Genomic DNA, 19,777 nt, shown 5'->3' on the forward strand with positions numbered 1-19,777 from the left:
ATATTATGCTTATTTGTGTAACTAATAGGAAATTATGCAGAGATAACTTTTTAGATAGAATAAATGAGATATCTAAAGGAAAACCTTATGGGATAATGCTAAGGGAAAAGGATATGGATATTTCAGAATATGAATGTTTAGCTATAAAAACACAAGATATATGTAATAAAAATAATGTGAAGTTAATTATTAACAATAACATTGAAACCGCAATAAAATTAGGTATTCCCAACATTCATTTATCAATGACTGCTCTTAGAACACATAAAAATGAACTGAACCGATTTACTAATATAGGTGCTTCCGTTCATTCATTAGATGAAGCAAAAGAGGCACAGAAATTAGGTGCTTCATATATAATCGCAGGTCATATATTTCCTACTGATTGTAAACAAGGAGTTCCCCCAAGAGGTCTTAACTTTTTAAAAGAAATATGTTATTCAACCTCAATCCCTGTATTTGGTATTGGAGGTATAACTAAGGATAAGAAGAAGGAGATATTGAAAACTGGTGCAAAGGGAATGTGTATAATGTCTCAGATTATGACCTGTAATGATCCTATTGAGTGTATAGATAGTTTTAGTGGTAATCAATTTTGAACAGCTTATAATTATAAGATCATATTATATAATATTAGTAGGTATATGAAATTAGATAGACTGAGTGCTATAAAATACCTGCTAATATTTATTATTTATAGTCTAACATCCCTTATAATGTTTTCTAAATGCACCTGGTGTAATTTTTTCTATTCTCTTAAACCACTTACCATAATAACTTGCATCTTCAAAACCTACTTGGTTACCTATTTTACTAATGCTCAAATTAGTATTTAACATCAGTTCTTTACTCTTTTGTATCCTGACTTCATTAATATATTCAAAGGGTCTTTTGTTAGTGCTTTCAATAAATATTTTACATAGATATTGAGGGGTTACGTCAATAAGTGCAGCGAGGATATCAATGGTAAGAGGTTTAGTATAATTTTCATTAATGAAATCAATAACCATATCTATTTTCAATAGTTGAAATGGGGAGGACTTATGGATGATATAATCTGGTAATGACATTATAAAATCATAACTCATTACAGATAGTTGATTATGATTATTATAAGAATTACCAGTTTCAATACAATCAATTATTTTTTGTCTTATTACATCTATTTCTTTTATATAATAATAGTTGGATTTGTAGAAACTCAAAGTGTTTAATAGTTGTTTTACAGCAAATCCATCAAAAGTTATCCAATCAGTGAGCCATGTTTCTGACAAAGGACGATATTGATGAGGCTCATCTTTATATATAATCATACCCATATTTTTTTCTAAGATAATACGCTCATTACCGATTATCACCTCACCTTTACCGTTAGAACATTGAATCCAATGATAAGAAGAAAAACCATATCTACGATTAATGCTTTCTTGATAAAATTCACAACCTGCTGAGGTTAAGTAAATGGGTAATTTAGCATCTTTATCTAATATAACTGGGAAGAATGTCTTCTGCATAAAATTCACCTCTATAGAATATAAGTAAGTAGTTTCATATAATTATATATACCATAATATTGTTAGATATACAAGGGAATATATATTTGGTATATTATTAATATAGTTATATTGGTTTTATATTTATTGATATAAAATGAAGGAATGATTTTTAGGAGGAGATATTATGCATAGAAATATATCGTTTAATAATGACTGGTTATATACTGAAAGATTTGAAGAAAAATATATTGAAAATAAATTTGATGATTCTTTTTTTGATAGGGTAATGTTGCCACATGCGAATAAAACAATACCGTATAATTATTTTGATGAGAGAGATTATCAATTTGTTTCTTGTTATAGAAAACATTTTTCCATTGATGATAAATGTAAAGGTAAGAGTTTGTTCATTGACTTTGAGGGCGTAATGACTTATGCAAAGTGTTTTGTTAATGGGGAATATGCAGGTGAGCATAAAGGTGGATATACTCCTTTCTCAATAGATATTACAGATAAAGTATTATTTAATGAAGATAATGTTTTAACTGTAATGGTAGATTCTACAGAAAGAAATGATATACCTCCTTTTGGACATACTATAGATTATCTTTGCTATGGTGGAATATATAGAGAAGTATCACTTAGGATAGTTGATGATATATATATCAGTCATGCATTCATACGTACTGAAGATGTTTTATGCGAAAGTAAGAAATTAGAAGCGGATGTTTTTATTAATAGTAAAATGTCAGCAACTATAATGTTAGAATTAAAATTAACAGATGAGGATAATAAAGTATTCAGAACTATAGAAAAAACTATAGAAGTTAGTGCAGGCAATTCTATGGGACAAATATCACTAACAGAATTAACTGATATCAGTTTATGGGATATAAATGATCCTAATCTATATAACGTTTTGATTTCATTAAAGAAGGATAATGAAGTCATGGATATAAGGGAAGAAAGAATCGGTTTTAGAATTGCTGAATTTACTGAGACTGGATTTTATCTTAATAAAAAGCATCTTAACTTAGTGGGACTTAACCGTCATCAAGCATTTCCTTATATAGGTTATGCTATGCCAAAAAGAGCACAAGAAAAAGATGCAGAGATACTAAAAGACTTAGGACTCAATATTGTAAGAACTTCACATTATCCACAATCAAGGCATTTCTTGAATCGTTGTGATGAGATTGGACTTTTGGTTCTTGAAGAAATTCCAGGATGGCAGCATATTGGTGATGAAGCGTGGAAAGAAGTTGCTTGTGAGAATGTAAGAGAGATGATTACAAGAGATTATAACCATCCTTCCATAATTATATGGGGAGTACGAATCAATGAATCCAGGGATGACCATGATTTTTATGTGAAAACTAACGAAATTGCTCATAATTTAGATAATACCAGACAGACAGGCGGAATAAGATGTATATCAGATAGCGAACTGTTAGAAGATGTTTATACTATGAATGACTTCGATATACACCAAAGACGTCAGCAAAGTATTACAGGTCTAGAACATTTGGTTCCTTATATGGTTACAGAAAAGATAGGACATATTTATCCTACTAAAAGATTTGATAAAGAAGAAAGACTAATCAATCATGCTAACAGGCATCTTAATGCTCATAATGAAACTTATCTAGATAGTACAATAAGCGGTTTAATATGTTGGTGTGCATTTGATTATAATACCCATTATGATTTTGGCTCAGGTGATAGGATATGTTATCATGGAGTAATGGATATGTTCCGTATACCCAAATTAGCTGCTTCTACATATCGTTCACAGAAAGATCCAAAAATAGAGCCAGTACTTGAACCTGCAACTATATGGGCAAATGGTGAAAGAGATGGAGGAGGAATATCTCCAATAATTATTTATACCAATTGCGATAAAGTAGATATGTATATTGAAGACAAATATATTGATAGTTATTTCCCAGATAGAGAAAATTATAGAGGTTTAGATCACCCGCCAGTAAAAATTGATGCTGACGTAAGTACATGGGGCAGTGCTTGGGGTGATGTCAGATTTACAGGATATGTTAATGATAAAGAAGTAATCGAAAAGCAATTCTGCAAAAATCCTATTGCTACAAAATTGATCGGAACAGTGGATGATGAAACCCTTGATAGTGGTGATTGGGATACTACTAGGATTGTTTATAAATGTGTGGATCAAAAAGGGAATATACTACCGTTCATTAATGAATTCATTGAGATTGATATAGAAGGTCCAGCAGAGCTCATAGGTCCTGATAAAGTAAGCTTAATAGGTGGATGTATTGGAATGTGGATCAAGACAAAAGGAGAAAAAGGTAATATCATTGTAAAGGCGTCAGCTTCTAGATTTGATGCCGATGAAATTAAGATTACAGTTGAATAGAATTAATATAGTTTCTCAAAAACCTACCTTAATTGATATAAAACTAAGGTAGGTTTTTTTAACCATTAAAATATTACAAAAAAATTACAAATAAATGTTACAAAAGTTTGACGTATAGGATATTAAATGTTATAATTATGTAATATATGAACAGAGACTCATGCGAATGTAGAATTAGACAAGATATCGTAAAAAATTAGACGTTTTGGAGATAACAGAAAAGAGGGTGTTGAAAAAAGACAAAGAAAAAATAAACTTACATATAAAAACAAATAATATTCAACAATTTAATGATGATGATAATAATGAAATAATTATAAATAATTATAGAAATTGATATAATAAATGAACTTATATACGGAGGATAAAAAATGAGCCCCATAAATATGAAGACTGTTGGAAAAAATACGGTTGTAGTGATTGTTTTGTTTTTTTCATTGATTTTTGCGACAGTAATAATACAAGCAAATATGAATGATCAATCTCAAGTAATATATAAAGTTTCTTATAAAAGTAATCAAATAGGATTCATTAAGGATATAGAAAATATTAATCAAGCTATGAAAGATGTAACAATGCGTTTGCAGAATGAATTCAATACTGTAGTCTTAGTAGATGATTTGGTTAGTACTTTACCGGTTAACAAAGAAGAACAAGTACTTATGACAGATGAAGAATTGGTAGATGGATTATTTACTACATTATTATATAACAAGAATGATTTTTATGTAAAAGCTAATGTATTATCAATTGATGAACAAACCAAGATTGTTGTCAAAGATGGACAAACAGCGGAATCTGTTTTGGAAGATGTTAAAAACGGATATATATCAGACGGACATCAAGGAAATGTTGAAGATGTAGCATTTGTAGAATCTGTTAAGAAAGATACACTTTATGTTAGTCAAAAAAATATTGTTCAAAAAGCTGAAGCGGTTAATAAACTTCAATCAAGTACAGAAGAAAAAGTTACATATGAAATAAAATCTGGTGATACATTATCAGAAATAGCAAATGGTAATGGAATGGGATTATCAGAATTATTGAAGATAAATCCACAATTCAAACAAGATACTGTAATACAAATTGGACAAGAAGTTAATTTAATGGTACCAAAGCCATTATTATCTGTAAAAGTAAAAGAACAACTTAAATATGAAGAAAGTATAGCATGTCCTGTTGAGTATCAAAAAGATAATAGTAAATATAAGACATACAAGAAAACAATTCAACAAGGAGAACCAGGGATAAAAGAATTAACAACTAATATTACTTGTATAAATGGTTTGGAATCAGAAAGAGAAATTGTAGCTGAGCAAATCATAAAAGAACCAACAAAAACAATAATTGTTGTTGGAACAAGAACATTACCAACTTTTTCAAGACCGGTTTACGGTAGAATTACATCTCCATTTGGTAGAAGATGGGGATCATTTCACACAGGAATAGATATTGGTGTTCCTAGAGGTACTACAGTAAAAGCTGCAGAATCAGGAACAGTGTATTTCGCTGGATGGAGTGGAGGATATGGCTATTTAGTAAAGATAGACCATGGAGAAGGATATACAACATACTATGCACACAACAGTAAATTATATGTGAAAAAAGGACAGAAAGTTACAAAAGGCGAAGCTATTGCTGCGTCAGGTAGTACAGGAAATAGTACTGGACCACATGTGCATTTTGAAGTTCGTAAAAATGGAGTTCCAAAGAATCCTTCTAGTTATTTATAGTGAATTAGATTATACATAAACAAATATAATTAAGCCGAGTAAAGTTACTTTACTCGGCTTTTTAGATATATACATTTAATATTTTAAGAGTATGTTCCATGTATTTGTTATAATTGTTACATAAATAATTCTAGAATCTTAACAAATAATGAACTGAAAAATACTGTAATAATTCCAGCTAATCCTATGGATAATCCGCTCATTGCACCTTCTATTTCACCCATTTCCATTGCTTTAGAGGTTCCAACTGCATGTGAAGATGTACCGATAGCAATTCCTATTGCTACTTTATCATTGATTCTAAATATTTTCATTACTATAGGAGCTATTATTGCACCAGTGATTCCTGTTATAACAATAGCGACTACAGTTATTGCGGGAATTCCACCTATTGTACTTGATACTTCTATACCAATGGGAGTGGTTATTGATTTTGGGATAAGAGTATAGAACAATTGATCTTCATAAGCAAATACTTTGCATAAAACAAAAACACTAGTTATTGTAGTCATTACACCTACGATAATACCAATTAAAATAGGTTTAGTATTTTCCTTGAATAGATGAAATTGTTTATAAAGTGGAACTGCCAATATTACTGTAGCGGGGCCTAAGAAATACGATATCATATCTCCGCCTTCTTCATAAAATTCTAAGGGAATATCAAATAACAATAATACTCCAATGATTAACCCAATGCTAATCAACAGAGGATGCATAAGAGCTAATTTAGTTTTCTTATTTATGTATAAACCAATTTCAAACATGACAATTGAAATTAATATACCAAAGCTCGGATTGTTTAGGAAATCTTCCATTATTTTTTGCCTCTTTTCATGATTTTCTGAACAGTTAAACCAGTGACACTCATTACTATGATAGTAGTAATGATTACAATGAATAAAAAGCTTATCCATATATTACTTAATGTATCAAGTGATGATATTAACGCTACACCAGGTGGAATAAAGAAAAATGCTAAATGATTTAGTAGAAAATCACTTATTTCTTTAATTGTTTCTACCTTGATAATATTAAGACTAAGTAATGCAAATAAAATCAGCATACCTAGAATATTACCAGGAACAGGTATATGACAGAGCTTATTAAGTATCTCACCAATTAGAAAAATTCCTATTATAATGCCAAATTGTCTTAGTAACTTCATAGTCTTCCTTCTTTCAGAGTACAATCTAAAATCATTTTTTGAATCTGTTCAATTACATATTCGTATATTTTTTTACTTTTACTGGAGAAAATATATCAATCACCTCTTAATAATATATATTCTATCTACAATAGATATTTAAATAATATTTTATTATATCCAAGTTGATATGTAAAGCATTTTATAAGAGTATGCAAATTGACTTTACATTTAAGGTGTAATAGCATATAATATTAATAATGATAATTATTATCAATAATTAATGCAGAACAATTAGCAGTTATTGACTTGAACTATATTGAAAGAGGTGCTTTGCTTTGAATGAAAATGTCATTGTTAGTAATGCCAATGATTTTTATAAATTTTTTGTTAGAGAATGTGAATTTGAAAGCAAGAAAGCAGGTATGTACAAAAGATATTATGTAAGTCCAGAATATGGAGAAGGTTTTATAGAGCAGATAAAATTTCCTAATGGACTGGAATTATGTATTACAGACTTATTTTTAAAAAAATCCATAGGGTTTGAATATAATCTAATAAATCCACCATATGAAATTAACTATATGATTGAAGGTAATCTGTTTCATAATGAAAAAGAAGCAAAAGATATGAATATAAGCAGTGGTAACATAAGCGTCTATTTCAGAAAAAGAATGAGTGGAGTATTTAAAATAATAAAAGGTAGAAGAGTCAGGTATATAACCATTATAGCTGATGAAAGATTTATAAAAGAGAGTTTGTTAAATGAAGAATATCATGAAGGTCTTAATAGTTTTAAACGTTCTGGTAGAGCCATTGAGTTAACAAAACCACATAAACCTAGAGCAGAACTAAAAACTCTTTTTAATCAGATGGTATCTTGTGATTTTTCTAATGTAGGTAAGTTGATGTATCTTCAATGTAAATCAATAGAGGCATTGTGCTATGTATGGGAAAAAGAAATAACTATGTTAGAAAATCAAGAAAATCCATTATTTATAGATAAAGAGGCTATGGAATCAATAGAACTGGCTAGACAGTTGATTGAAGAGAATATAGTAGAACCCTTGACGATTAAAGAATTAGCGAAACAAGTACATATGAATGAATGTAAACTTAAAAGAGGGTTTAAACAAATCTATAATACCACTATATTTGGATATTTGAGACATATTAGAATGGTAAAAGCAAAAGAATTACTGGAACTTAGAGATCTAAATATTGGGCAGGTTTCTTGTGCTGTAGGTTATACTAATGCAAGTCATTTTGCAAGGAATTTTAAAGAATATTATGGAGAAAATCCTAAAAGTTTTCGTTTTGGAGCATAAAAACTCCCTCTACAGGCAGAAAAAAGTTGGATAAGAATATATAATCTTATTAAAGATTATATATTCTTATTTTTTTCTTGAAAGGGGGATATTAGTAGTTGATTTTAATTAACTACTATACCAATATGATTAATAGCATTAAAGAACTTATCAACATTTGCAGTGGGGAAAAAAGAAAGTATTACTTATCGGTTATATGTGGATTTCTATCAGTAATCTTTTCTATAATTCCTTATTATTGTACATATAAGATTATTACAGAATTTCTAGAATCAAATTACCAAGTTGGAACGTATATTTTTATCGCTGTAGTAGGTATTGTCATGAGATTCGTGTGTTTCAGTATATCTTCATACACTTCCCACAAGGCTACAGCAGATTTGCTTTATAACCTACGTCTAGAAGTGCTTGGCAAATTAGAAAAACTATCCCTTGGTGTGGTTATGCAAAATAACAGTGGGTATTACAAAAAATTAATTGTAGAAGATATCGAAAGTCTAGAAAAATTTCTTGCCCATCACATTCCAGAAGTATCATCCAGTCTGGGAGTACCAATAGTAGTTGCGATTCTACTATTCATATTAGATTGGAGAATGGCATTAGCAACTGTAATCTTAATACCTATTGCCTACAAGATTTTATCTGGAATGATGCAAGGAAGCGAAGAAAAGATGGAAAATTACTCTACATCCTTAATGAATATGAATTTTTCTCTTATAGAATATATTCAAGGAATGATGGTAATAAAATCATTTAATAAAACAGATGTAGCAATAAATAAAATAGATTCTTCAGTAGATGGTTTCAAATTCCATGTCCTTGATTGGTATAAATCTTGTTGGAAGTATATGTCCGGATTTGCCATATTGATAAAGGCTAATTTATTGATACTTTTACCTGTTGGCGGTTTATTGTTTCTATATGGAGAAGCTGACATAAGTAAAGTTATATTTTTCTTCTTGATGTCATTCTCTTTTTCAGTACCACTTGTGAAATTAGGTGAATTCACTGATACTATGCCAATGATTAATCAGTCATATTCTCAGATTAAAGAATTCTTGACACTAGAAGAATTTAACGATAACAAAGCTAATGTAAAACTTAATAATAATTCCATAGAATTTAAAAACGTTTGCTTTTCTTATACAGATGAAAAACAAGTTATAGAAGATATATCTTTCGTAGCTAATGAAGGTAGATTAACAGCACTTGTTGGTGAATCTGGTTGCGGAAAAAGCACAATTGCCAAGTTGGCTGCTCGTTTCTTTGATGTAAATAGTGGGGAGATATTAATAGGAGGTATTAACATTAAAGAAATACCTTTTCAACAGTTAATGGATAATATAAGTTTTGTTTTCCAAGATACAATAATCTTTCATGATACCCTTAGAAATAACATTAAAATGGGTAGACCAGATGCTTCGGATAAAGAGATTATGAGAGTGGCAAAACTGGCATCATGTACTGAGCTGATAGAAGAAAAAGGTTTAGATACAGTTATTGGAGGAACGGATGTAAAACTATCTGGTGGAGAAAAACAAAGAATAGCTATAGCGAGAGCAATATTAAAAGATGCGCCGATAATCATTCTAGATGAAGCTACTGCTTCTTCCGATGCAGAGAATCAAATGGAAATCCAAAAGGCCATATCTAATCTTGCAAAAAATAAAACAGTACTTGTCATAGCTCATAGATTATCAACTATAGAAAACGCAGACAAAATAATAGTGCTTTCAAATGGATATATAAAAGAGCAGGGAACTCATTCAAAATTATTGTTGCAAAAAGGATTATATGAAAATATGTATACAAAATATCAAGAGTCCCTTAGTTTCAAAATCCGCTCAAAGGAGGTATGTTAATATGATTCATTCTATCAAGAGAATCTTGGATTTATCAGGTGAGTATAAATCAAAAGTGAAAAAGGGAATATTGTTAGGAATTTTAGAAAGCATATTTTCTTGTGCGCCATTACTGTTCATGTTGTTTTTTATTAGAGACATGATTAATAATGAATTAACAGTTTCTAATATTCTCATATACACAGGGATGTTCGCAATATGCATAGTAATACAGTTTATATTTCATTACAGAGAAACTGCCACAATCAGTAGTGTTGGATATGAAGTGATCGCTCAGAAGAGAAAAGATATAGCAATGTTTCTTAAGAAAATTCCAATGGGAGATTTTGTTGGTAAAAGCTTAGGAGAAATCAATGCAATAGTGACTAATGAACTTACGCAAATAGAGTTATATGCTATGCAGCTGGTCTCAAAAGTTATAAGTAGTATAACAATACTTGTTATCACAATCATATTTCTAGGAATACTTAACATTCCTATGACTATAGCTTTTTTCATAGGATTTCCTATTTCATTTGTGATTAACAAAGTATGCAATAAGATGTATATAAAATCAGCCAATACAAAAATAGAAGCAGAAAGTTATTTGATAAACAATACCGTAGAGTATACTCAAGGTGTTGCAACTGTAAAAGCTTACAATAATGGTAGAAATCATTCAGAACGGATGAAAGGTGTTTTTAAAGAATTTGCGAATAAAACCATCAAGGCAGATGCCAAAGTGATTCCACTATTACAAGGATATGCATTATTCATGTATCTTGGATTTGGTGTTGTATTATCACTTGGAACTTATTTATTGATGAATAACAAGATAGATTTCAGCGTTTTTCTAATGTTTGCAGTTATTGGAGTACATATATATCAACCTTTTGAAATACTATCTTCTTATTCAGGAACATTAAAAGCTATGGAGGTGAGTCTAGATAGATTGGAATATTTAATGAAGTTTACCCCTCTTAAGGAACCAAAAGAAGATGTCAAGGCAGATAATTTCAGCGTTGAATATCAAGATGTGACTTTTGGTTATACAAAGGAGCCAATACTCAGGAACCTATCTTTTATAGCAGAAGAAAATTCCACAACAGCTATCGTAGGTGCATCAGGTAGTGGTAAAACGACACTAATACAACTTATGATGAGATTCTGGGATATAGATAAAGGTAATATCAAAATAGGAGGAAGGAATATATATGATTATAAAATTGAGACATTAATGAAATATATTTCTGTAGTATTCCAAGATAATTATCTTTTTAATGACACAGTTTATAACAATATAATATATGGTAATGAGAATGCTAAAAAAGAAGACGTGATACGAGCTGCAAAACTTGCATGTTGTCATGAATTCATTGGGAAATTAACTAATGGTTACGATACTATGGTCGGTGAAGGAGGTTCTACCTTGTCAGGAGGAGAACGTCAGAGAATAGCTATAGCAAGAGCTATTGTAAAAGATTCACCTATCATTATCTTAGATGAGGCAACAAGCGGTGTAGACCCTATTAATGAGGTAGAGATTCAAAAAGCAATATCTGAATTGGTAAAAGGAAAGACAGTATTTACTATTGCTCATAAATTCTCATCGATAACTGATGCAGACCAGATATTAGTTCTAGACCAAGGTCAATTGAAAGAAAAAGGTACTCACGAAGAACTAACTAAAAAACATGGTATATATCGTTCTCTATGGGAACGTCAGTTAGGGGTAAACAAATGGAAAATAAGAAGCAACTAAAGATAACAAAATTCCTGATAAAAAGAATTGTTTTATTAGTCTTAGTACTCCTAGCTATTACTATGTTATGTTTTACCTTACTTAATTTATCGCCCATAGATGCTACAGATGCATACATACATAAACATATGATGCCTCCTACAGAAGAAACGGTACAAAAGATACAGATGAAATTGGGTCTTGATAAACCATTAGGGGTAAGGTACCTTCTATGGGTGAAAAATGCTATAACACTTAATTTTGGAGATTCATTTGTAACAGGTCAACCTATCAGAGATGAAATATCAATATGCTGTACGAGAACTATAAAACTAGTGATAGGTGCAGTGTTGATCATGCTGTTTTTATCTGTGTTACTGGGAATTTTGTCAGCACTTAAAAAAGATAAGATATTGGATCAGCTTGTTAGAGTAATTACATTAATGGGGATGTCGCTTCCGTCCTATTGGATTGGATTTATGCTTATATATCTTTTTTCAATTAAGCTAGAGATATTACCATTCATATTCAATGATTCTTTCAGCTCGTATATTCTACCTAGTTTTACTTTGGCGATACCTTTTGTAGCAACATATACGAGAATGGTAAGAACCAATATATTAGAAAGAGTAGAAGAAGATTTTGTAGTATATGCACAGGCAAGAGGGATATCTACTTCCAAGATTATGCTGAAACATATATTAAAAAGTTCAAGTGTATCATTGATCTCTCTTCTAGGACAGAATATTGGTAATATCTTAGCAGGTACAGCAGTTATAGAGACAGTTTTTTCAATAAAGGGACTAGGCAGATATGGCATAGATGCTATATTCACAAGAGATAATCCAGCTATTAATGCATATGTTGTTATAATTGCTTTTTGTTTTGTGTTTGTCAACTTATTATCAGATTTAGTAGCCATGAAATTAGACAAAAGAGTAGGTGAAAATAGTTTATTATGATAAAGAAATTTATTAAAAACAATAAGTGTAAAGCTGGTCTTATAATTATTTTAACAATAATTATTTTCGGTGTTATTTATCCGCTAGTTTCACCAAATGACCCATATGCAGTATCAGCAGCAGATAAGTACATAACATCATCAATAAGATTTCCACTTGGTGCAGATAGCTTTGGAAGATGTGTACTTACTAGGATAGCAGTAGGAACTAAGTACTCACTCTTAGTATCTTTTGTCATAATAGGAGCAATTTCTGTTATCAGTTTGTTAGTAGGAACAATTCCTACGTATTATGGTGGAAAATATGATCGTGCTTTTGTTGCTGTATGTGATGTGATCATGGCTTTTCCTCAAATGATTTTTGTCCTCGTCCTCATTGGAATATTGGGAAAAGGAATTGGAAATCTTATGATTTCTATGATTATATCCCAATGGGCATGGTATGCGAAATTTGTTAGGGGTTATGTATTAGAAGAGAAAAACAAAGGTTATGTAAAAGCAGCTATAGCATCAGGCACCAAGAGTTATAAGATAATTTTGCGTCATATAATACCTAATATCTTACCTGCATTCATTGTATATGTAAGTGTTGGTATGGGACGTGTAATATTAGAGCTTTCTGCATTCTCATTCTTAGGTCTTGGAGTAAGTCCGGAGATTCCTGAATGGGGAGCCATGCTCAATGAAAATAGAAAATGTATATTTACCCACCCAGAGTTGATGCTTTATCCGGGACTGTTTATATTTTTTACAGCCATGGCTTTTAATTTATTAGGTGATGGATTAAGAGATATATTTGATCACAGAAAAGGAGGAGTACATGAATCAATTAGTAATTGAAGATTTAATAGTAAAGAATGCAGATAGAAATTTGGTTGATTCTGTTAACTTATCTGTAGAAAAAGGAGAAATTCTTGCAGTAACAGGTAAATCAGGCAGTGGAAAAACCTTAACATTCAAAGGAGCTACTGGATTGCTGATTTCAGAACAATTAACCGTTACTGGCAAAATCAGATGGAATGGGGAGTATTATTCTCCAAGTGAGATGAAGGCTTTTTTAGGAAAAGAGATATCTTACGTTATGCAGAATCCAATGACTGCCTTTAATCCTGTCATTACCATTGGTTCCCATTGTAGGGAAACTCTCATGCAACATCTTAAGGTAAGTAAAAAAGAAGCAGACAAGATTGCAATTGATTGGTTTTATAAGCTTAATTTGAATGATGCAAAAAGAGTATATAAAAGCTATTGTTATGAATTAAGTGGTGGAATGTTACAGCGGGTTATGTTAGCTCTAGCAATGGCAGTTGGAAGTAAGATGATAGTAGCAGATGAACCAACAACAGCCCTTGATACTATAACTCAAAAAAAGATTTTGGCAGAATTCATAAGAATCAATAAAGAATATGGAGTAACTATTATTTTCATATCCCACGATTTTGGGATTATTAGTCAAATTGCTAATCATATAGCTGTAATATCGGATGGTGAGCTTATCGAGTATGGAAACACAGAGAAAATTTTAACTAATCCAGAAAAAGAATTAACTATTAAAATGCTAAAGGAACTAATTGTATATGATTAAAATAAAGAATCTAAGCAGGAAGTATGGAACCAATGTAATACTTGATAATGTTAGTTTTCAAATAAAATATAAACAAAGCACATCAATAGTAGGAGAAAGCGGTAGTGGGAAATCTACTATAGCCAATATTCTACTAGGTTTTTACAAAGAGAATACAGCTGAAATATTATATTCAGGAAAATCATTAAATGACTTCAATAAGAAGGAATGGAGAAATTACAGGAAGGAAATACAACCTGTTTTTCAAGATGCTAAGAATAGTCTTGATCCTAGAATGAAAGTAAAAGATATTATAGCTGAACCTCTTAGTAACTTTACTGAGCTAAGTAAACAGGAGAGATATAGTAAAGTAAATGAAATATTAGAACTTGTTGATCTTAAGGCGGAAGATGGAGAGAAATATCCACATGCATTTAGTACTGGACAACAAAAAAGAATTAACTTGGCAAGAGCAATCATATGTAATCCCAAAATAGTAATCCTTGATGAATTAACCTCTGGTCTTGATCCAGAAATAAAAAATAATATAACTGATTTAATAAAAAAACTTCAAGATGATTACAATATTACATTTATTGTCATAACGCATGATATTAGTGTTGCTATGAGTTTGACATCCCATATTATTATTCTCAAGGAAGGAATGGTTGTTGAAGATGTAGAACATTTCGACGACATAGCCAAGCTTGAGACAAGTTATGCTCATGAACTAATAGAGGCAGTACCAAAACTAAAATATATTTAAGTGCCTAGAGTACACAGAAGGGAATTAATAAAATGAAGAAAATAATAAGTATTTTACTAATAACAATATTAACTACAGTATCATTAGCAGGTTGTTCAAAATCGAATGATAGTGAAAAAGCTGTATCAAATGATAATGATGCTAGTGACGTATCTCAAAAAAATAATGCAGACAATGAAGAAAAAGCTAATGATGATGCACAAAAAGATGAACTAGTTATTGCTTGGGCAAGTGACCTTGATAATTTTGGACCACTTACATCAGAAGATGGTTATAGCCATGAAATCATAGGACTTGTATACGAATCATTATTAAAATACGATGGAAAAAAAGCAGTACCAAACTTAGCGAAAAGTTATGAAGTGACTCCTGATGGAAAAGAATACACTTTTAAACTTAGAGAAGATGTGAAATTCTCAGATGGACTTCCATTAAATGCAGAAGTAGTTAAACAAAACATGGAGGGAATACTACAGAATACAGATAGATTCTCATGGATGGGAGCTATTGGAAAATTAGATAAAGTTGAAGTAGTAGATGACTATACAATAAAATTTGTATATAATGAGCCTTACTATGCTGCAACTCTTGATATGTGTTCTCAGTTTCCTATAAGAATGATAAGCCCTAATTCTATACCAGATGATGGTAACACTGCGGGTATCCTAAAAAGTAGTATTGGTACTGGACCTTATGTATTAACTGAAGCTGTAAAAGATCAGCAATACGTATTCACAGTAAATGAAAACTATTGGGGAGATAAACCAGCGTACAAAAAGGTTATAGTAAAAGTTATACCGGATCATGATTCAAGAGTAATGGCATTACAAAGTGGTGACGTTGACCTTATATATGGTGCGAAACAATTATCATATGAAGCTTATGCACAGTTCACTGATAACAAAAAGATTGGAACAGCTTGCTCTGAAAGTGAATCAGAAACTAGAAGTATCTTAATGAATACAGCTAATGAAGTGTTAAAAGATATGGATGTTAGAAAAGCTATTTTACTTGGAGTAAATAAAAAAGATATTATAGGAACAGTTCTATTAGATATAGAAAACAAAGCAGATACAATATTAAATCCATCATTAACATATTGTGATGTAGAGGTTGAACCTTATGAATATAATAAAGAAGAAGCTTCTAAGTTATTAGAAGAATCAGGATGGATATTACCTGATGGTAAAAAAATCAGAGAAAAAGCTGGAAATAAGCTATCATTAAATCTCATGTATGTAACAGGCAGAGGAGCAGAAGAAAGTATTGCTCAAGTTTTTGCAGCTCAAATGAAAGAGATAGGTATTGATGTAAAATTAGATGGTGTTGAATTAATGGTTTGGGGTGCTAGAGGATTTGAAGGTGATTTTGATCTTTCTTTCAATGCGACTTATTCAGCTCCTTATGATCCACATACATATATTGGTGGTATGATGAGTTATAGCTTAGATAATCCTGCACAGCAAGGATTAGCAGATAAAAAACAGTTGGATGAAAAAATATCAAAGCTATTCTCTATAAATGATAAAAAAGAGATTAAGGATTGTTATGATAGTATTTTAAAACAATTACATGAAAGTGCAATGTATATACCAATATCATATCAAAAGCAAATAGCATTATATAATAAAGACGTTATATCAACTGTAGAATTTCCTAGTATACCTGGTCAATTAGATATGATGTTAATAAAGTAATATTAGGTAAGTAGAAAATATAGTCATTCTTAATTTTTGTATAAAATCAATCAGTGTAATATAACATAGAATAAGGTACATTGAAAAATTAAGTTTTCAATGACCTTATTTTAGGTTATAAAGAAGAAAAAGTTTATTAAGTTATACTAAAACTTTATTTTAATTTATATTTTTTTGTTATATTATAATAATTAAAATATATTATAATATCTATTTACTTTGCAGAAACAAAATGTTACAATGTAGCTGTTGAGAAAGAGATAATAGAATTTTCTTTTTCTTAAACCTAATAGTATTATGTATCAAGTGTACTACTGTAGGTATTTACAAAAAATTTAATAAAGGCAGTTTGAGAGGAAGGTCACAATAATAAGTTGTGAGTGAATATGTATATATTCTTCGGTGAAAAACCGACACTGTCTCAGCAACCGTAATGTCAACGAAAAGACAATGTACCACTGAGAATTTCATGTTAGTTGTGAAATTATCGGGAAGGTGTCTTAGTAGGAAAACCACAGTGTAAGTGGCAAATGGCTAAGTCGGGATATTCTCATTCTGTTTGTTAAAAGTGTAATGCAAATCCCTGAGGTTGGAAGGCATAAATAGGTGGAATCTTTATGTTCTAAACCAAATATGTCAGGGCGCTCGTAGGAGTGTCCTTTTTAGTGCACGGAACATATGACTAAGTAAGCAAAATTCGAGGAGGAAAGAAAATGAGTTTATCAAGAAGCAAAAGAAAAAGTTGTGCAATCTTACTTGCAGTGGCAATGATCCTTACAATGATGCCTCTTACTGCAAAAGCAGCAGCACCTACAAATGTAGAAGTTTATTTATCAGGTGCAGCAAATCCAAATCCTACAGTAACTACACAAGACGGTGACACAGTAGAGAGTATATATACTCGTATTACAGGTCAAAGCTATCCATGGACAGTATTATATGAGATTAACGGGAAAATGGGAGCTGTAGCACCTGGAAGTTGTATCGTTCCAGATAATGCGTATATACAGTATTACACAATAACCAACTATCAAACAGATGTACTAGCTACAATTAGTGATTATAGTTTGATAATAGCAGATGGTAAAATTAAAGTTCTGGACGGTAAATATTATAATTGGAAAGGTTTAGAGAAAAGTATTAACATGAGTGTACCATTTGTCAGAAGTGCAAATGTAACAGTTAATCCTAAAAACTCAAGTAATCCATTAACAACGCCAGTTAAACTATCAGATTATACTGGTATTGAAATGAAAAGTACTGGCGGCATTAATACTTATATGCCTATAGAAGTTGTAGCTAATTATAATGCTTATACAACAGAGCTAAATGAAGGATTAGAAAAAGTTATAGCTATTGCTGATTCCTTTGGTATTAATACAAGTAGTGCAGTAAATGCATTAAATGGTTCAGATAATGATGTAAAAGCTAATGAAAAAGTAGCTTTGGGAGAAACTATCATTAATGCTTCTATCAATAATGATATACTTCTTAGCAAAGTAACTTTTAATGAAAGTGTAGCAGTATCTGCTCCATTTGATCCTTATGTACCAAGCTATAAATTAATATCTACAACAGGTAGTGACATTGTTCCAGCTACTTTCACTATAGAACCTGTTGCTATGGCTAGTGATGCAACTATAACTTATAGTACTACTGATTCCAATATTTCATTTGCAGGTAATGCAATCTCTGCAAGTACAGAAGGAAATCATAGTTTCTCAATCAAAGTTGCAAAAAATGGTGCAGAGAGAATATACGATTTTGCCTTCACTTGTGATGCTCCTATAGTTGCAGGAGATCCATCTGTTTACGCATTTTTACCTGCTGCTGGTCAGTTTACTAATGAAGGAATTACTGTTGGTGGATGGGGAGACATCTATCTCTCAGGTACAGACGGTATCAAATTAATGGCAGATAATGTTTCATCTACAGGTGTATCTCTAGGATTTTTTGGTGGATACACAGTATTTGATATGCAAAATATTGATAATGCTACTAATAATAAATATGGTGTGGATTTTATAGTATACGGTAATGCTTTTTGGAATAATTCGGAACCAGGTTGTGTTCAAGTAGCTCAGGCTGATAGCCAGGGAAATCCTGATACTTGGTACGATATAGCAGGTTCTTTATATTATGAAGACAGTACTAAAAAGAACTTCAGTTTAACTTATGAAAATCCTAATCCTAATGATAATACAAAATATACAGAAGCAGGAAATAATCTTGGGAAATTAGACTCTGTTAATTATACTGGAAGTGCAACTGGCACAATTGTAAAAAATACTTTCCATAATCACAGTTGGTTCCCGCTTAATTGTAACTACTTTACAGGAAGAAACGGAAACCCTGCTTTAGATAAGACAAACCAATTATCATTTGCAGACTATAATGATTCACAAAACAAGTTAACATTAACAGGTGCAATGCTTGGTAGCATTACTTCTACTAATACAACTACTGGTTTTGGTTTCGGTTATTGTGATGTTCACCCTAATGGTAGTGGAGATAAATCAATAGCATATAATCCTTATGGAGTAGCTGCTATTACTTCAACTTCTAATTATAATACTTATATTAATGGTACTGGCGGCGGAGACCCTATTGATATTAGTTGGGCAGTAGATGCAAACGGAAATCCTGTTAATCTGGACAATATCCGTTTTGTACGTATCTATACAGGTGCTGCGGCTATGAATGGTATATTCGGTGAAATCTCTACTGAGGTTTGTGGTATTAAGAAAGCTACTAGTACAGGTGGAACAGTTCCTACTACTAGACCAAGTATTGAGATTGATGGTATGTTATTTAATGATTTAGAAGAAATGGGGATTACAATTTCTTCATCTTTAATATCTAATAATCAAGAAGTAATAACAATATCTGGTTTAGCTGATAATTATGCTAATACTTTTACTCTTGGTACATTTGGTTATGATACTTTTAATATCAATAATACTTCTGATACTGTATATGATGTATCGTTAAACGCAAGTGGAGAAACGCTTATACGTATCATTGGACAAACTGAAAATCAAGCTCCATATATTGTACTATTAAAACTTTCATAATTTACTAATGAAGGTGGAGTTGCTATATTTTAGCAAC

At 31.0% G+C, this 19,777-nt stretch carries 15 protein-coding genes and 1 riboswitch; of the genes, 12 read left to right on the top strand and 3 right to left on the bottom strand.

Annotated elements, in window-relative coordinates:
* Positions 1-5 precede the first annotated feature (5 nt).
* On the top strand, positions 6-599 hold the full coding sequence (locus tag ACX6CF_RS13085; RefSeq protein ID WP_458785783.1) for a thiamine phosphate synthase: 594 nt from the start codon (positions 6-8) through the stop codon (positions 597-599).
* Between the two features lie 102 nt (positions 600-701).
* On the opposite strand, the gene ACX6CF_RS13090 is transcribed toward ACX6CF_RS13085, so the two are convergent.
* Complete coding sequence (locus ACX6CF_RS13090) at positions 702-1,514, bottom strand: AraC family transcriptional regulator (protein WP_458785784.1); 813 nt, start codon at positions 1,512-1,514, stop codon at positions 702-704.
* 166 nt (positions 1,515-1,680) lie between these two features.
* Here ACX6CF_RS13090 and ACX6CF_RS13095 point away from each other — a divergent pair, with 166 nt between their 5' ends.
* Positions 1,681-3,888 (top strand): glycoside hydrolase family 2 protein, encoded by a 2,208-nt coding sequence (locus tag ACX6CF_RS13095; protein ID WP_458785785.1) that lies wholly within the window; start codon positions 1,681-1,683, stop codon positions 3,886-3,888.
* A 371-nt stretch (positions 3,889-4,259) separates the two neighbouring features.
* On the top strand, positions 4,260-5,621 hold the full coding sequence (locus tag ACX6CF_RS13100; RefSeq protein ID WP_458785786.1) for a peptidoglycan DD-metalloendopeptidase family protein: 1,362 nt from the start codon (positions 4,260-4,262) through the stop codon (positions 5,619-5,621).
* Between the two features lie 116 nt (positions 5,622-5,737).
* On the opposite strand, the gene ACX6CF_RS13105 is transcribed toward ACX6CF_RS13100, so the two are convergent.
* Both ACX6CF_RS13105 and ACX6CF_RS13110 read right to left on the bottom strand, forming a co-directional pair.
* On the bottom strand, positions 5,738-6,439 hold the full coding sequence (locus ACX6CF_RS13105; protein ID WP_458785787.1) for an LrgB family protein: 702 nt from the start codon (positions 6,437-6,439) through the stop codon (positions 5,738-5,740).
* On the bottom strand, positions 6,439-6,789 hold the full coding sequence (locus tag ACX6CF_RS13110) for a CidA/LrgA family protein (RefSeq protein ID WP_458785788.1): 351 nt from the start codon (positions 6,787-6,789) through the stop codon (positions 6,439-6,441). The genes ACX6CF_RS13105 and ACX6CF_RS13110 overlap by 1 nt, the downstream gene beginning before the upstream one ends.
* A gap of 317 nt (positions 6,790-7,106) precedes the next feature.
* On the opposite strand from ACX6CF_RS13110, the gene ACX6CF_RS13115 reads away from it, so the two are divergent.
* From ACX6CF_RS13115 to ACX6CF_RS13155, 9 genes are all read left to right on the top strand, one after another.
* Positions 7,107-8,096 (top strand): helix-turn-helix transcriptional regulator, encoded by a 990-nt coding sequence (locus tag ACX6CF_RS13115; RefSeq protein WP_458785789.1) that lies wholly within the window; start codon positions 7,107-7,109, stop codon positions 8,094-8,096.
* Positions 8,097-8,194: 98 nt separating this feature from the next.
* The gene (locus ACX6CF_RS13120) at positions 8,195-9,958 is read left to right on the top strand and encodes an ABC transporter ATP-binding protein (RefSeq protein ID WP_458785790.1); all 1,764 of its coding nucleotides are present in this window, start codon (positions 8,195-8,197) and stop codon (positions 9,956-9,958) included.
* 1 nt (position 9,959) lies between these two features.
* A complete protein-coding gene (locus tag ACX6CF_RS13125; RefSeq protein WP_458785791.1) occupies positions 9,960-11,699 on the top strand; it encodes an ABC transporter ATP-binding protein in 1,740 nt (579 codons plus the stop codon).
* Entirely contained in the window at positions 11,678-12,640 is a 963-nt protein-coding gene (locus tag ACX6CF_RS13130) for an ABC transporter permease (protein WP_458785792.1), read from the top strand. Before ACX6CF_RS13125 ends, ACX6CF_RS13130 begins: the two co-directional genes overlap by 22 nt.
* Complete coding sequence (locus ACX6CF_RS13135; RefSeq protein ID WP_458785793.1) at positions 12,637-13,479, top strand: ABC transporter permease; 843 nt, start codon at positions 12,637-12,639, stop codon at positions 13,477-13,479. The genes ACX6CF_RS13130 and ACX6CF_RS13135 overlap by 4 nt, the downstream gene beginning before the upstream one ends.
* Positions 13,460-14,224 (top strand): ATP-binding cassette domain-containing protein, encoded by a 765-nt coding sequence (locus tag ACX6CF_RS13140; RefSeq protein WP_458785794.1) that lies wholly within the window; start codon positions 13,460-13,462, stop codon positions 14,222-14,224. The genes ACX6CF_RS13135 and ACX6CF_RS13140 overlap by 20 nt, the downstream gene beginning before the upstream one ends.
* On the top strand, positions 14,217-14,969 hold the full coding sequence (locus tag ACX6CF_RS13145) for an ABC transporter ATP-binding protein (RefSeq protein ID WP_458785795.1): 753 nt from the start codon (positions 14,217-14,219) through the stop codon (positions 14,967-14,969). The genes ACX6CF_RS13140 and ACX6CF_RS13145 overlap by 8 nt, the downstream gene beginning before the upstream one ends.
* 32 nt (positions 14,970-15,001) lie before the next feature.
* Positions 15,002-16,666, top strand: coding sequence for a nickel ABC transporter substrate-binding protein (gene nikA, locus ACX6CF_RS13150; RefSeq protein WP_458785796.1), 1,665 nt, complete (start codon positions 15,002-15,004; stop codon positions 16,664-16,666).
* 398 nt (positions 16,667-17,064) lie between these two features.
* Positions 17,065-17,213, top strand: a riboswitch (cobalamin riboswitch).
* A gap of 166 nt (positions 17,214-17,379) precedes the next feature.
* Positions 17,380-19,740, top strand: coding sequence for a hypothetical protein (locus tag ACX6CF_RS13155; protein ID WP_458785797.1), 2,361 nt, complete (start codon positions 17,380-17,382; stop codon positions 19,738-19,740).
* Positions 19,741-19,777: the final 37 nt, after the last annotated feature.

Source organism: Vallitalea sediminicola, assembly GCF_054408565.1.

Bases quoted from the DNA above. Each gene is read 5' to 3' on its own strand.
- nikA (WP_458785796.1), top strand. From the start codon at position 15,002: ATGAAGAAAATAATAAGTATTTTACTAATAACAATATTAACTACAGTA.
- ACX6CF_RS13155 (WP_458785797.1), top strand. From the start codon at position 17,380: ATGAGTTTATCAAGAAGCAAAAGAAAAAGTTGTGCAATCTTACTTGCA.
- ACX6CF_RS13090 (WP_458785784.1), bottom strand. From the start codon at position 1,514: ATGCAGAAGACATTCTTCCCAGTTATATTAGATAAAGATGCTAAATTA.
- ACX6CF_RS13100 (WP_458785786.1), top strand. From the start codon at position 4,260: ATGAGCCCCATAAATATGAAGACTGTTGGAAAAAATACGGTTGTAGTG.
- ACX6CF_RS13140 (WP_458785794.1), top strand. From the start codon at position 13,460: ATGAATCAATTAGTAATTGAAGATTTAATAGTAAAGAATGCAGATAGA.
- ACX6CF_RS13105 (WP_458785787.1), bottom strand. From the start codon at position 6,439: ATGGAAGATTTCCTAAACAATCCGAGCTTTGGTATATTAATTTCAATT.
- ACX6CF_RS13135 (WP_458785793.1), top strand. From the start codon at position 12,637: ATGATAAAGAAATTTATTAAAAACAATAAGTGTAAAGCTGGTCTTATA.
- ACX6CF_RS13095 (WP_458785785.1), top strand. From the start codon at position 1,681: ATGCATAGAAATATATCGTTTAATAATGACTGGTTATATACTGAAAGA.
- ACX6CF_RS13085 (WP_458785783.1), top strand. From the start codon at position 6: ATGCTTATTTGTGTAACTAATAGGAAATTATGCAGAGATAACTTTTTA.
- ACX6CF_RS13125 (WP_458785791.1), top strand. From the start codon at position 9,960: ATGATTCATTCTATCAAGAGAATCTTGGATTTATCAGGTGAGTATAAA.
- ACX6CF_RS13145 (WP_458785795.1), top strand. From the start codon at position 14,217: ATGATTAAAATAAAGAATCTAAGCAGGAAGTATGGAACCAATGTAATA.
- ACX6CF_RS13110 (WP_458785788.1), bottom strand. From the start codon at position 6,789: ATGAAGTTACTAAGACAATTTGGCATTATAATAGGAATTTTTCTAATT.
- ACX6CF_RS13130 (WP_458785792.1), top strand. From the start codon at position 11,678: ATGGAAAATAAGAAGCAACTAAAGATAACAAAATTCCTGATAAAAAGA.